The following is a 13,450-nucleotide window of genomic DNA, read 5'->3' as shown; positions in this document are numbered from 1 at the left end:
GGGTTGACACGCGATGTCCACGATCCGGACAGATGGCGGTCCGGTCAGGTCACGTTCACCTCAAGTAGGGGACGGTGTCGCTCGTTCCTGGGACGTTTTCGAGCATGGAGACACCACGGGTAGGCATCCCCGATCACCTCGCCGTCCGGATGACGATGGCCGAGCAGCACGAGTACCTGCGGACGAAGCTCACCCGGCGCGGGATGCTGCGCGCCGGTGCCGCCACGGCCGGGACGGTCGCCGGGCTGGGTGTCCTCGGCGGCGCGGGCGCGTACGCGGGCCCCACCCTGATCGGCGCGCCCGCGACCGCCCGGGTGGACGGCTCGGTGGTCGCGCCCTTCGGCCGCCATCTCGCCTTCGGCGCCGACCCGAGGACACAGATGCGGATCTCCTGGCAGGTGCCGTTCGCGGTCAAGGACCCGTTCGTCCGGGTGGGCCTCGAACCGTGGGACCTCGGCCAGCGCGTCGAGGCGGAGGTGCGCGCCCTGCACACGCCCGCGCTCAGCAACAAGCTCCCTGCCGTCGACCAGGTCTATCTGCACGCGGCGCTGGACGGCCTCAGTCCGGGCAGGACCTACTACTACGGCGTGGGCCACACCGGCCACGACCCAGCCGACCCGCGCCACTTCACGACCATCGGCACCTTCCGCACCGCCCCGGAGAACGCGGAGAGATTCGTCTTCACCGCCTTCGGCGACCAGGGCGTCAGCTATGACGCGCTCGCCAACGACCAGCTGATCCTCGGCCAGAACCCGGCGTTCCATCTCCACGCGGGCGACATCTGCTACGCCGACGCCAGCGGCGCGGGCAAGCCGACGGACGTCTACGACGCGCGGGTGTGGGACCAGTTCCTCGCCCAGACCGAGTCGGTGGCGGCGCGGGTGCCGTGGATGGTGACCACCGGCAACCACGACATGGAGGCCTGGTACTCCTCCGACGGCTACGGCGGTCAGCGCGCCCGCTGGACCCTGCCGGACAGCGGCTTCGACCCGCGCCGCGCGCCGGGCGTCTACTCCTTCACCTACGGAAACGTGGGTGTCGTCGCGCTGGACGCCAACGACGTCTCGTACGAGATCGCCGCCAACACCGGTTACACCGGCGGCAGACAGACCGCCTGGCTGGACCGGCGGCTGCGGGAGCTGCGCGGGCAGCGCGGGATCGATTTCCTCGTCGTCTTCTTCCACCACTGCGCGTTCTCGACGACGAAGGCGCACGCGTCGGACGGCGGGGTGCGCGACGCGTGGCTGCCGCTGTTCGAGAGGCACCAGGTGGATCTGGTGATCAACGGCCACAATCACGTCTACGAACGGACCGACGCGATCCGGGGCCGACGGGTGGGCAGGAAGGTCCCGATCGGCGGGAGCGTCGACTCGGTGCGCGACGGCATCGTCTACGTCACCGCGGGCGGAGCGGGCAAGGCGCTGTACGACTTCCCGGTGCCGGACAGCTACGAGGGCCATGTGAAGGATCTCGACGGCGTCGCCAGCTACCACTGGGCCAAGGGCCGGGTGAAGCGCCCGGAGACCGTGGAGTGGTCACGTGTACGCTACACCGGCTTCTCGTTCCTCGCCGTCGAGGCCGAGCCGGGCCGTCACCCGCGACTGCGGGTGACGGCACTGGCGGAGAGCGGAGCACGGGTCGATTACTTCGAGGTGACGCGGAGCGGAGCCGAGAAGGGGACCTCAGCCCAATCCAGCCCGTCCGGCGTTTGAGGACGCGCCCGCAGGGCGCTCAGTGGCCCGTCACGCCGCCGTTGTCGCGGCGGTCGAGCGCGCGCTGGAGCGCGGCGGCGGCGTTGGCGCGGTCGGTCGCGCGGGCGGCGGTGGTGTCGGACGTACGGGCGCGGGCGGCACGGCGGGTCCTGCGGACAACGGTCTCGGCCATGAAGTCACGTCTCCTCTGAATGGAAGCCCGAGAAGTGCGGATGAGAGCCGGAAAGAGTGCGGGGGCCCGCGTACGGCAGGGGTCACCTGCGCTCACGCACCGGGCCGCAACCGCCTTCGCTCGATGGAGCGGGACGTTCGGCTGCTACCACGCTAGGTCAGCGGGGTCGCGCTGTCTGCAGATTTAGTCGGCCTTCCTACTATCTGAGACGGCGGGACGGGTCCACCCGCCCGTCCGGCGCGGAAACGGGTCGGCGACAGTAGGGCCCATGAACGGCCAGTACGTACGCGACCCCTGGGCCCCGGCCCGTCTCCTGCCCGACGAGGCGCGATGAGCGCGCTGTTGGAGGCCGAGGAGGCATTCGGCAGCGCCCTGCCCGTCGTCGCGGGGGCGCTGGCCGTCGCCGGTGCGGCCGTCGCGGTCCTCCCCGCGCGTGTCACCGCCCGCCGTGAACTGCGCCGCGCCTGGGGCACCTCCCTCGTGGCGGCGCTGTTGTTCTTCGCCGCGCTGTACCCGGTGGACTCGCCGGGGCCGCTGCTGCTGCCGGCCGCGCTGGGGCTGATCGCGGTGGCCGAGTACGCGGCTCTGCTGCGCCTCGGGCCGGGCGAGCGGGTGGTGCTGGGCGTCGCGGCCGTGCTGGTGCCGCCGCTGGCGTACGTGGCCCACGTGCTGCCGGAGGACGTGCGTGTCGGGCTGCGGTTGCCGGTGCTCGTGCTGATCGCGTGCGTGCTGGTGGCGGTGCTGTCCGGGGACCCGGCGAGGGCCGGGGAGCGGGCGGCACGCACGGTCTTCGGGATGCTGTGGATCCCGTTGGCGCTGAGCGGACTCCTGGTGCTGGAGGGCACGGCGATCGCCGTGGTCGTGGCCGTCGCCTTCGGTGACCTGGCCGCCTGGTGCGGAGGGGCCGTGCTGGCCCGGCTGGGCGGCGGTCTCGCCCTGCCGCTGTCCCGGCTCTCCGCCGACCGGACGTGGGCGCATGTGCTCGCCGCGGGCATGGGCGTGGCCGTCGGCCTGGGCGCGGTCGGCGGGTTCACGGTCACGCTGTGGGCCGCGGTGCTGTGCGGCTGTGTCGTGGGCGGTCTGCTCGGATCCGCGCTCACCCGCGAGGCCGGCGCGCAGGGCACCGGCACCTGGCTGCCGGGCTTCGGCGGCCTCCTCGACCGGCTCGGCTCCCTGCTGTCGGCGCTGCCGCTCGCGATGCTGGTCGTGCTGTGACGGCCGCCCCCGTGACAGGGGCGTGACAAAACCGCCATACGAGCACGACGCGACGGCGCCTAAGGTGATCGCCGCGGCAGTAGTCGCGATCTTGCTTCATCCACCGTTCCACCCTCGCTCCACCGGAGGACATCCCCGTGCGTCGAATATCCCTCGCGCTCACCACCGTCGCGCTGCTCGGCACCGCCGCCCTGGCCGCCCCGGCCCAGGCGGCCACCGCGGCGCCGCAGCGCGCGGCGGCCGCCAAGCCGTGCAACGCGGACAACGCGTTCATCTACACCGACGGCACCCGGCTGCGCACCAAGGCGAGCGCGTCGAGCGGCGTCAAGGGCCAGCTCTACTTCAAGGACCCGATCCGGATCCTCAGCAAGTCGGGCAAGTGGGACTACGTCCAGCTGAAGGCCAAGAGCAGGGGCGGGCTGCCCAAGGGCACCCGCGGCTATGTGGCCCACGCCAACATCATCCCGCCGTACTGCGGCGGTCTGTAGCACCACCGCCGCGCCCTCCGCGGCGCCCCTCCACGGCCGGTCCGGCGGCCGGCCCTGGAGCCCGGGAGATCCCGGAAAAACGACGCCGCCGCCCGGCTGGGGAGCCGGGCGGCGGCGTCGCTTATGAAAGGGCCGGTCAGCCCATGTGCGGGTAGCCGTACTCGGTCGGCGGGACCAGCGTCTCCTTGATGGAGCGGGTCGAGGTCCAGCGCATCAGGTTGGACGCGGCGCCGGCCTTGTCGTTGGTGCCGGACGCGCGGCCGCCACCGAAGGGCTGCTGGCCGACGACGGCACCGGTCGACTTGTCGTTGATGTAGAAGTTGCCCGCGGCGAAGCGGAGCTTCTCCATCGCGTCGGCCGCGGCGTAGCGGTCCTGGGCGATGATCGAGCCGGTCAGGGCGTACGCGGAGACGGACTCCATCTGGGCCAGCATCGCGTCGAACTCGGCGTCCTCGTAGACGTGGACGGCGAGGATCGGGCCGAAGTACTCGGTCGTGAAGACCTCGTTCTCCGGGTCCGTGCACTCGATGACCGTCGGGCGGACGAAGTAGCCGACCGAGTCGTCGTACGTGCCGCCCGCGATGATCGTGCAGGTCGGGTCGGACTTGGCACGGTCGATCGCGGCCTTGTTCTTGGCGAACGAACGGTCGTCGATGACGGCGCCGATGAAGTGCGACAGGTCGGTGACGTCACCCATGGTGATGCCGTCGACCTCGGCCGCGAACTGCTCCTTGAAGCCGTTCTCCCACAGGGAACGCGGGATGTAGGCGCGGGAGGAGGCCGAGCACTTCTGGCCCTGGAACTCGAAGGAGCCGCGGGTCAGCGCGGTCTTCAGGATCGCCGGGTCGGCGCTCGGGTGCGCGACGACGAAGTCCTTGCCGCCGGTCTCGCCGACCAGACGCGGGTAGGACTTGTACTTCTCGATGTTGTTGCCGACCGTCTTCCACAGGTACTGGAAGGTCTTGGTCGAGCCGGTGAAGTGGATACCCGCCAGCTCGGGGTGGTTCAGGGCCACCTCGGAGACGGCGATGCCGTCACCGGTCACCAGGTTGATGACGCCCTTGGGCAGGCCCGCCTCCTCCAGGAGCTGCATGAGCAGCACGGCGGAGTGGGTCTGGGTCGGGGACGGCTTCCAGACGACCACGTTGCCCATCAGGGCCGGGGCGGTCGGCAGGTTGCCCGCGATGGCGGTGAAGTTGAAGGGCGTGATCGCGTAGACGAAGCCCTCGAGCGGACGGTGGTCGCTGCGGTTCCACACACCGGCGGAGTTGGCGACCGGCTGCTCGGCGAGGATCTGGCGCGCGAAGTGCACGTTGAAGCGCCAGAAGTCGACGAGCTCACAGGGGGTGTCGATCTCCGCCTGCTGGGCGGTCTTCGACTGGCCGAGCATGGTGGAGGCGGCCAGCGTCTCGCGCCAGGGGCCGGCCAGCAGCTCGGCGGCGCGCAGGATGATCGCCGCGCGGTCGTCGAAGGACATCGCGCGCCACGCCGGTGCGGCGGCCAGGGCGGCGTCGACCGCGTCCTGGGCGTCCCGGGTGGTGGCGTTGTTGAAGGTGCCGATGACGGCCGCGTGGTTGTGCGGCTGCACGACCTGGAACGGCTCGCCGCCGCCCATCCGCTTCTCACCGTTGATGGTCATCGGCAGGTCGATGGGGTTGCCGGCCAGCTCCTTGAGCTTGGCCTCGAGGCGGGCACGCTCCGGGGAACCGGGGGCGTAGCTGTGCACCGGCTCGTTGACCGGCGCGGGGACCTGGGTGACGGCGTCCATGAGTTCCGTGTCTCCTTCGGGGCTCTGGTGGGGGTTCGGGGGTCAGCCCGTGGTGAGGATGGAACGGGCGAAGAACAGCAGGTTCGCGGGCTTCTCGGCGAGGCGGCGCATGAAGTAGCCGTACCAGTCGGTGCCGTACGCGGTGTACACCCGCATCCGGTGGCCCTCGGCGGCCAGCCGGACGTGCTCGTCGCTGCGGATGCCGTACAGCATCTGGAATTCGTACTCATCCAGTTTGCGCCCCGCCTGCCGGGCCAGCTCCTGCGAGATGGCGATCAGCCGCGGGTCGTGCGACCCGATCATCGGGTAGCCCTCGCCCTGCATGAGGATCTTGACGATGCGGACGAAGGCCTTGTCGATCTCGGCCTTGTCGAGGTACGCGACGGAGGCGGGCTCCTTGTACGCACCCTTCACGATACGCACTCGGCTGCCGGCCGCGGCGAGCCGGCGGGCGTCGTCCTCGGTGCGGAAGAGGTAGGCCTGGATCACACAGCCGGTCTGCGGGAAGTCCTTCCGCAGTTCCTCGTGGATGGCGAACATCGAGTCGAGGGTGGTGTGGTCCTCGGCGTCCAGGGTGACCGTGGTGCCGATGGCGGCGGCGGCCTCGACGACCGGGCGCACATTGGCGAGCGCCAGCTCGTGGCCGCCCTCCAGGGCCTGGCCGAACATGGAGAGCTTGACCGACATCTCGGCCTTGGTGCCCAGGCCGAGCGCCTTGAGGCGGTCGATCAGCTCCAGGTAGGCGTCACGGGCGGCGTACGACTGCTCGACCGTGGTGATGTCCTCGCCCACGACGTCCAGGGTGACCTCGAGGCCCTTGGCCGAGGCGTCCTGCACGATCGGGATGACCTGGTCGACGGTCTCGCCGGCGATGAACCGGTCGACGACCTGCTTGGTGCCCGGGGCAGCCGACACGAAACGGCGCATCTTGTCGCTGCGCGAAGCGGCGAGGATCACGGGAGCCAGCACGGGCACCTCCACAATGACGGCCGCCCCCACCTGGGGAGTCGGCATAAGTAACTCAACGTGAAACGTAGAGTTCATGCCACCGCGCGGCCATCGACAGCTGTCACGCATCCGTGGCCGGGATCTCAGACAGATGTATGACAATGGGGGCACGGGCATGGGGAATACCCGAGGGAAGGAGCGGAGCGCGGTATGCGGGGCGACTATCAGCAGCTCGTGGACGACATCTCGGCGGCACTCGGCGCGCCCGCGACCCTCGAGGACCGCGACTTCGGGCTGATCGCGTTCGGCGCCCACGGCGGTGACGACGATCTCGACCTGATGATGGACCCGGTCCGCACCCGCTCGATCCTCCAGCGCCGGTCGACGGCGGCGGTACGGGCGTGGTTCGAGGCCTTCGGCATCGCGCGGGCGCAGTCGCCGCTGCGGATCCCGCCGGACCCGGCAGCGGGGGTCTTCAAGGGGCGCATCTGTCTGCCCGTGCGCCACCGCGGGGTGGTCCACGGCTATGTCTGGCTGCTGGACGACGAGCAGTTGGCGGGGCTCGATCTCGCCCTGCCGTACGCGGACCCCCGGCTCGCGCACGCCATGGAGACGGCCGACCGGATCGGCGCGCTGCTGGCCGCCGAGGCCCGGGCCGGTGCCGAGCTGGGCGAACTGCTGCGGGAGCTGCTGACGGCCCGCCCCGCCGGGCGGGACGCGGCGCGCGGCGCGCTGCGGGAGGCGCTCGGAGCGGCGGCGGACGGCCCGCTGGCGCTCGTCGCGGTGGCCCCCTGGCGTCCGGTGGGCGAACCGGGCTCCGCCGGGGGCGAGCCGGACCGGTCGGCGGCAGTGCCGGACACGGGCTCCGGCTCGATGCTCGCCGCGCAGTCGGGCGTCGCCGCGCTCTGCGCGGTCCCGGACTCCTTGCCCGACGGCTCGGCGGCACTGGCCGCCCTGGTCCGGCTGCGCGCCCTCACCACGCCCGCCCCGGCCCGCACCGCGGCGGAGCGGCTGCTGCGCTCCCCGCGCGCGGCCGGCCCGGCCTCGGCGGCCACGGCGGGCATCGGCACCCCCCGCCGGGGCCTGGCCGAGCTGCCGACGGCCTGGTCGGAGGCGCTGGCCGCGGCGCGCGCGGCGGGTGCCGCGGCGGGCTCGGGGCGGCGGCTGGGGCCGGTGGCGGAGTGGGAGGCGCTCGGTGCGTACCGCGCGCTGACGGCGCTGCCGGCCGACCGCGCGGCCGATCCGGCCGTGCTGCGCCTGCTGGAGCCCGCCAACACCGAGCTGGCCCGCACGGCGGAGACCTTCCTCGACTCCGCCGGCCAGGCGGGCCGGGCGGCCGCCGCCCTCGGCATCCACCGCCAGACCCTGTACTACCGGCTCGCGCGCGTGGAGCAGCTCACCGGCCTCGACCTGGACGAGGGCGAGGACCGGCTGCTGCTGCACATGTCGCTCAAGGCGTCCCGGCTGTAGTCGCCCGGGGCGCCGTCAGTCCTCCCCGACCGTGATCGCCTGTACGGGGCAGGCCCGTACCGCCTCCCGTACGAGCGGCTCGCCGGCGCCGTCCTCACGGCCCGGCAGGACTTCGCCGAATCCGTCGTCGTCCTGGGTGAAGACACCGGGCGCGGTGAGGGCGCACTGGCCACTGCCGATACAGGTGTCCGAGTCGATGCTGATCTTCATGACGGGCTCCGTTCTCTCCATGGGCCGCTGGCCGGCCGCTCACGTCACCAGGCGACCGGCAGGGCGAACAGTCCCTGCAGCGTCGTGGCGGGCTTGATGAGCAGCTCGTCACGGGCAACGGTGATCCGCAGGGTGGGGATGCGGGTCAGCAGGGTGGTGAGGGCGATTTCCAGCTCGGCGCGGGCCAGGTTCTGGCCCAGGCACTGGTGGATGCCGAAGCCGAACGCGACGTGGTGCCGGGCCGAGCGGCGGACGTCGAGCGCCCCGGGCCGCTCGTAGACCTCCGCGTCACGGTTGATCAGCGAGACCGCGAGGATGACGCCGTCCCCCGCCCGGATGGTCCGGCCGCCGATCTCGATGTCCGAGGTGGCGACCCGCATCATGACGTCGGCGATGGACAGATAGCGCAGCAGTTCCTCGACGGCGCCCGGCATCAGTGCCGGATCGGCACGCAACGCGGCGAGCTGGTCGGGGTGTTCGTGGAGGGTGTACATCCCGAGGGTGATCATGTTGGCCGTGGTCTCGTGCCCGGCGATGAGCGTGACCATGGCCGTCATGACCAGCTCCCGGCGGTCCAGCTGTCCTTCCGCGAGCCGGTCGGCGATGAGTTCGTCGAGCAGCCCGTCGCCGGGGGCCGCTTCCTTGCGGGCGATGAGCCCGTCGAGGTAGTCCTCGAACTCCAGCCGTTTCTCGCGTGCTTCGGCGCTCGTCTCCGAGAGCAGCAGGGCCCGGGACAGGGATTCGAAGAGTTCGTGCTCCTCATAGGGGACGCCGAGCAGTGAGCAAATGACCATGGACGGCAGGGGCAGGGCGTACGCGGAGACGAGCTCGGCCTCCGTGCCGCCGGCGAGCATCGCGTCGATGAGCTCGTCCGCGATCCGCTGGATCTGCGGGCGCATGGCGGCGATCCGCTTGAGCCCGAAGCTGGGGATCAGCATGCGCCGTTGCCGGGCGTGCTCGGGGTCGTCGTAGCCGATGAGCGGGAAGGAGGCCTCACCCTGCCCCTCGGCCCGGGGGGCGAAGACCGGAAAGGCCGGATTCTGCCGGTCCGAGGAGAGCCTCTGGTCGGTGAGCAGGGCCCGCCCCTCGGCGTGCCCGGTCACCAGCCATACCTCACGGCCGTCGTACAACGTCACGCGTGAGAGGGGGCCGTCCGCGACGAGGGCTTCATGGCCGGCGGGGGGCTGGTAGGGACAGGTGCGTTCATGAGGGAAAACGGGGGCGGTGGCGCTCTTCTCCGCGCGGCTGTCGGCTTCGGTGGTGCCGTCGTCGACAACGACGTCGCTGCTGGTGCGGCTCCGGGTCACGGTCAACCTCCCAGTTCGGGACTGACGTCCTTCCCGTGCCTTACCCAGGGCGGGGCGGCAGGTTGCCGGACTACGTGCGGTTCGGGCCATATTTCCGTTCAACCGCCAACAAGTCCCCCGCGCACCCGCACCCGTCAGGCGTCCGGCAGCGGCTCGCCGCTCAGGGCCGCGCCGGTCAGGACCCTGCGCATGCCCTCCACCAGCTCACGCCCCGTCGGCACGGCCTCCGGGTTCATCAGCCACTGCACCCACATACCGATGAAGAGCGCGTGGACGAAGGCTCCTGCGGTCCGCGTGGCCTCGGCGGGCACATCGACGTCGTCGACGCCCTCGAAGATCGCCAGCATGCCCTCGCGTCCGCTGGGCAGGACCTCGGCGAAGCGCTTCTTCAGGTCGGGGTTGCGGTCCAACTGCCCGATGACCTCCATCTGGACCAACCAGAACTGCCGGTCCCGCTCGAACTCCCCGAACATCGCGTCCATGACCTGCGCGAGCTGCCGCTCCCGGCCCGCTTCCCGGTCCCGCCCCGCCGCGAGCCTGCGCGTGGCCCCGTCGCCCCACTCCTCGACCAGCTGGAAGAACGCTGTCGTCATCAGCGCCTCCTTCGAGCCGTAGTGGTAGCCGATGGAGGCGAGGTTGGCGCCGGAGGCGGCCACGATGTCGCGCGCGGTGGTGCGCACCCAGCCCTTTTCGAGCAGGCAGCGCTTCGCGCCTTCGAGCAGATCTTCGCGATGTCCCATGTGGGAACCCTAGCGCCGCCCATACACCCGTACCAGACAGACGTCTTATACAAGCGTCATAGACAATCGTTTAAGACAGCCGTATATTCGTGGCCATGACGAACCCCAGCGCACGCGCCGGGCGGCGGGAATGGACGGCTTTCGTCGTCCTCCTGCTGCCCCTCCTCCTGGTCTCGATGGACGCCTCCGTCCTGTTCTTCGCCGTCCCCTCCATCAGCGAGTCGCTCGACGCCTCCGCCACCCAGCAGCTGTGGATCTTCGATGTCTACGCCTTCGCCCTCGCCGGGCTGCTGATCACGATGGGGTCGCTCGGCGACCGGATCGGCCGGCGCAAGCTGCTGATGTTCGGGGCGGCGGCCTTCGGGGTGGCCTCGGTGGCGGCCGCGTACGCCCAGAGCGCGGAGATGCTGATCGCGGCGCGGGCCGTGCTCGGCATCGGCGGCGCGACCCTGATGCCGAGCACGATGGCGCTGGTGCGCAACTTGTTTCACGACGACACCCAGCGCACCAAGGCCATCGGCATCTGGTCCGGCGCCATGGCGGGCGGGATCGCGCTCGGGTCGGTGCTGGGCGGGGTGATGCTGGAGCACTACTGGTGGGGCTCGGTCTTCCTGATCAACGTCCCCGCGATGGTGCTGCTGCTGGTGCTCGTCCCGTTCCTGGTGCCGGAGTACAAGGACCCGAAGCCGGGCCGGTTCGATCTGCTGAGCGTTCCGCTGTCGATGGCCGCCGTGCTTCCGGTGACCTACGGGCTCAAGGAGATCGCCGCCGAGGGGTTCAGCGCGGCGAGGGCCCTGTGCGTCGCCGCGGGCCTGCTCGTGGGCTGGATCTTCGTACGCCGCCAGCGCACCCTGTCGTCCGCGATGATCAGCCGGGAGCTGTTCCGCCACCGTGCCTTCGGGGCGGGCATCGCGCTCAACACCCTCGCGGCGTTCGGGATGATGGGCTCGGTCTACTTCACCACCCAGTATCTGCAGTCCGTGCTCGGCAAGGGCCCGATGGAGGCCGCGCTGTGGAGCGTCGTCCCGTCCCTCGCGGTCGGTGTCGCCGCGCCCCTGTCGACGGCGATCGCACAGAAGGTCGACAAGGCGTACGTCATCGCCGCCGGATTCGTCGTCGCCGCCCTGGGCTACGCCGTCCTGACCCGGGCCGGCACCGACTCGCTGTGGACCACATTGATCGGAGCCGGCGTCATCGGCTGCGGCATCGTGACGGTCATGGCCCTGGTCTCCGACATGGCCCTGTCCACCGCCCCGCCGGAGAAGGCCGGTACGGCGGCGTCACTGCTGGAGACGGGGCAGGAGTTCGGCGGCGCGCTCGGCATGGCGGTCTTCGGCAGCGTCGGCGTCGCCGTCTACCGCCGTGACGTGACCGACTCGCTGCCCGCGGACCTGCCGCACGGGGCCCTGGAAGCGGCCCGCGAGACACTCGGCGGGGCGGCGGGCGTGGCGGCCGGGCTGCCGGGCCGGGCGGGCGAGACGGTGCTGGCCGTCGCCCGCGACGCCTTCACCCACGGCATGAACCTCGCCGCCCTCGGCGGAGCCGCCGTGCTGGCCCTCGCCGCCGTCGGCGCGGTGGCCGCGCTGCGCGGGGTGACGACAACGCCGGAGCACCCCCCTGCGGAAACCGCCCCCGAGGCGGTCCTGACCCGCCGCTGAGCAGGCCATCCCAGAGCCGAGCGGCGCCCTTCGTCCACCAGGACCGGGGCGCCGCTCCGCCATGAGCACCGCCGGCTCGACCTCGTCGAACCGGCGTACGACGGCCGTCAGTCGGTCAGATTGACCGCACGGGCGGACGCGGCGCCGATCTCCTCGGCGATCTCCGCGAGCACCGGTGCCGGGATCGACTCGTCGACCGTGAGGGCGACCAGCGCCTCGCCGCCCTCCGTGGCGCGGGAGACCTGCATGCCGGCGATGTTGATGCCCGCCTCGCCCAGGATGCGGCCGACCGTGCCGACGACACCGGGGCGGTCGCCGTAGCGGAGGAAGGCCATGTGGTCGGCGAGGCCGAGGTCCACATCGTGCTCACCGACGGCGACGATCTTCTGGAGGTGCTTCGGGCCGGCCAGCGTGCCGGAGATGGACACCTCGCCGCCGCCCGAGAGGGTGCCGCGCACGGTGACCACGTTGCGGTGGTCGGGCGACTCGGAGCTGGTGGTCAGCCGGACCTCGACGCCGCGCTCCTGCGCGAACAGCGGGGCGTTGACGTAGCTCACCGTCTCGTCGACGACATCCTCGAACACACCCTTGAGCGCGCTCAGTTCGAGCACCTTCACATCGTGCTGGGTGATCTCGCCGTAGACCTCGACGTCGAGCCGGACCGCGACCTCGCCCGCGAGGGCGGTGAAGATCCGGCCCAGCTTCTCGGCCAGCGGCAGCGCGGGCTTGACGTCTTCGGCGATGACCCCGCCCTGGACGTTGACCGCGTCCGGCACGAGCTCGCCCGCCAGCGCGAGCCGCACGGACCGCGCGACCGCGATGCCCGCCTTCTCCTGCGCCTCGCCCGTGGAGGCGCCGAGGTGCGGGGTGGCGACCACGTTGTCGAACTCGAAGAGCGGGGAGTCGGTGCACGGCTCGGTGGTGTAGACGTCCAGGCCCGCGGCCGCGACCCGGCCCTCCTTCAGGGCCGTCGCCAGCGCGGCCTCGTCCACGATCCCGCCGCGGGCGGCGTTGACGATGCGGACCGAGGGCTTGACCTTGTGCAGCGCGTCATCACCGATCAGCCCGAGGGTCTCGGGGGTCTTCGGCAGGTGCACGGTGATGAAGTCCGCGACCTCCAGCAGCTCGTCGAGGGTGAGGAGCTTCACCCCCATCTGCGCGGCGCGCGCCGGCTGGACGTACGGGTCGTAGGCGACGACCTTCATGCCGAACGCGGACATGCGCTGCGCGACCAGGACACCGATCCGGCCGAGGCCGACGACGCCGAGGACCTTCTCCGACAGCTCGACACCGGTGTACTTCGAGCGCTTCCACTCGCCGTTCTTGAGCGCGGTGTTGGCCTGCGGGATGTTGCGGGCGGTGGCGATGAGCAGACCACAGGCCAGCTCGGCGGCGGTGACGATGTTGGACGTCGGGGCGTTGACGACCATCACGCCGGCCTTGGTGGCGGCGGAGACGTCGACATTGTCCAGGCCGACTCCGGCGCGGGCGACGACGCGCAGCTTCTTCGCGGCCGCGATGGCCTCCGCGTCGATCTTGGTGGCGGAGCGTACGAGGATGGCGTCCACGTCGGCGACGGCGGGCAGCAGCTCGGCGCGGTCCGCGCCGTTGCAGTGCCGGATCTCGAAGTCCGGTCCGAGGGCGTCGACGGTGGCGGGCGACAGCTCTTCGGCGATGAGTACGACGGGTTTACGGGACGAAGCAGTGCTCACGTGGTCCTCACTAGTCCTTTGCGGGACGGCCGTCCCTACGGCCGAAGGCG

General features: G+C 71.3%; 12 protein-coding genes. 5 read left to right on the top strand and 7 right to left on the bottom strand.

Annotated elements, in window-relative coordinates; all coding sequences use genetic code 11:
* Positions 1-104 precede the first annotated feature (104 nt).
* Positions 105-1,712, top strand: a complete 1,608-nt coding sequence (locus AB8O64_RS25660) for a purple acid phosphatase family protein (RefSeq protein WP_370421651.1) — start codon at positions 105-107, stop codon at positions 1,710-1,712.
* Positions 1,713-1,731: 19 nt separating this feature from the next.
* Here the strand turns inward: AB8O64_RS25660 and AB8O64_RS25655 are convergent, their stop codons facing one another.
* Positions 1,732-1,884, bottom strand: coding sequence for a hypothetical protein (locus AB8O64_RS25655; RefSeq protein WP_370421650.1), 153 nt, complete (start codon positions 1,882-1,884; stop codon positions 1,732-1,734).
* Positions 1,885-2,214: 330 nt separating this feature from the next.
* On the opposite strand from AB8O64_RS25655, the gene AB8O64_RS25650 reads away from it, so the two are divergent.
* Both AB8O64_RS25650 and AB8O64_RS25645 read left to right on the top strand, forming a co-directional pair.
* A complete protein-coding gene (locus tag AB8O64_RS25650) occupies positions 2,215-3,099 on the top strand; it encodes a phosphatidate cytidylyltransferase (protein WP_370421649.1) in 885 nt (294 codons plus the stop codon).
* A 137-nt stretch (positions 3,100-3,236) separates the two neighbouring features.
* The gene (locus AB8O64_RS25645; RefSeq protein WP_370421648.1) at positions 3,237-3,587 is read left to right on the top strand and encodes an SH3 domain-containing protein; all 351 of its coding nucleotides are present in this window, start codon (positions 3,237-3,239) and stop codon (positions 3,585-3,587) included.
* 136 nt (positions 3,588-3,723) lie between these two features.
* Here the strand turns inward: AB8O64_RS25645 and pruA are convergent, their stop codons facing one another.
* Both pruA and AB8O64_RS25635 read right to left on the bottom strand, forming a co-directional pair.
* Positions 3,724-5,355, bottom strand: coding sequence for an L-glutamate gamma-semialdehyde dehydrogenase (pruA, locus tag AB8O64_RS25640; protein ID WP_356452784.1), 1,632 nt, complete (start codon positions 5,353-5,355; stop codon positions 3,724-3,726).
* A gap of 42 nt (positions 5,356-5,397) precedes the next feature.
* Positions 5,398-6,324: a proline dehydrogenase family protein gene (locus AB8O64_RS25635; RefSeq protein ID WP_209518846.1), complete on the bottom strand. Its 927-nt coding sequence runs from the start codon at positions 6,322-6,324 to the stop codon at positions 5,398-5,400.
* Positions 6,325-6,513: 189 nt separating this feature from the next.
* Here AB8O64_RS25635 and AB8O64_RS25630 point away from each other — a divergent pair, with 189 nt between their 5' ends.
* Entirely contained in the window at positions 6,514-7,773 is a 1,260-nt protein-coding gene (locus tag AB8O64_RS25630) for a PucR family transcriptional regulator (RefSeq protein WP_370421647.1), read from the top strand.
* A gap of 15 nt (positions 7,774-7,788) precedes the next feature.
* Here AB8O64_RS25630 and AB8O64_RS25625 read toward each other — a convergent pair whose 3' ends face one another.
* From AB8O64_RS25625 to AB8O64_RS25615, 3 genes are all read right to left on the bottom strand, one after another.
* Positions 7,789-7,983 (bottom strand): ferredoxin, encoded by a 195-nt coding sequence (locus tag AB8O64_RS25625; RefSeq protein WP_356452788.1) that lies wholly within the window; start codon positions 7,981-7,983, stop codon positions 7,789-7,791.
* Between the two features lie 44 nt (positions 7,984-8,027).
* Positions 8,028-9,290, bottom strand: coding sequence for a cytochrome P450 (locus AB8O64_RS25620; protein WP_370421646.1), 1,263 nt, complete (start codon positions 9,288-9,290; stop codon positions 8,028-8,030).
* A 134-nt stretch (positions 9,291-9,424) separates the two neighbouring features.
* Positions 9,425-10,030, bottom strand: coding sequence for a TetR/AcrR family transcriptional regulator (locus AB8O64_RS25615; RefSeq protein ID WP_370421645.1), 606 nt, complete (start codon positions 10,028-10,030; stop codon positions 9,425-9,427).
* Between the two features lie 95 nt (positions 10,031-10,125).
* Here AB8O64_RS25615 and AB8O64_RS25610 point away from each other — a divergent pair, with 95 nt between their 5' ends.
* Entirely contained in the window at positions 10,126-11,688 is a 1,563-nt protein-coding gene (locus AB8O64_RS25610) for an MFS transporter (RefSeq protein WP_370421644.1), read from the top strand.
* Between the two features lie 107 nt (positions 11,689-11,795).
* Here AB8O64_RS25610 and serA read toward each other — a convergent pair whose 3' ends face one another.
* A complete protein-coding gene (serA, locus tag AB8O64_RS25605) occupies positions 11,796-13,400 on the bottom strand; it encodes a phosphoglycerate dehydrogenase (RefSeq protein WP_356452794.1) in 1,605 nt (534 codons plus the stop codon).
* Positions 13,401-13,450 lie beyond the last annotated feature (50 nt).

Source organism: Streptomyces sp. QH1-20, from assembly GCF_041283565.1.
GTDB classification, from domain to species: domain Bacteria; phylum Actinomycetota; class Actinomycetes; order Streptomycetales; family Streptomycetaceae; genus Streptomyces; species Streptomyces syringius.
This window is presented reverse-complemented; position numbering and strand designations above follow the sequence as displayed.

Coding starts and splice junctions, on each gene's coding strand:
- pruA (WP_356452784.1), bottom strand. CDS start 5,355: ATGGACGCCGTCACCCAGGTCCCCGCGCCGGTCAACGAGCCGGTGCAC.
- AB8O64_RS25655 (WP_370421650.1), bottom strand. CDS start 1,884: ATGGCCGAGACCGTTGTCCGCAGGACCCGCCGTGCCGCCCGCGCCCGT.
- AB8O64_RS25625 (WP_356452788.1), bottom strand. CDS start 7,983: ATGAAGATCAGCATCGACTCGGACACCTGTATCGGCAGTGGCCAGTGC.
- AB8O64_RS25650 (WP_370421649.1), top strand. CDS start 2,215: ATGAGCGCGCTGTTGGAGGCCGAGGAGGCATTCGGCAGCGCCCTGCCC.
- AB8O64_RS25610 (WP_370421644.1), top strand. CDS start 10,126: ATGACGAACCCCAGCGCACGCGCCGGGCGGCGGGAATGGACGGCTTTC.
- AB8O64_RS25615 (WP_370421645.1), bottom strand. CDS start 10,030: ATGGGACATCGCGAAGATCTGCTCGAAGGCGCGAAGCGCTGCCTGCTC.
- AB8O64_RS25630 (WP_370421647.1), top strand. CDS start 6,514: ATGCGGGGCGACTATCAGCAGCTCGTGGACGACATCTCGGCGGCACTC.
- AB8O64_RS25660 (WP_370421651.1), top strand. CDS start 105: ATGGAGACACCACGGGTAGGCATCCCCGATCACCTCGCCGTCCGGATG.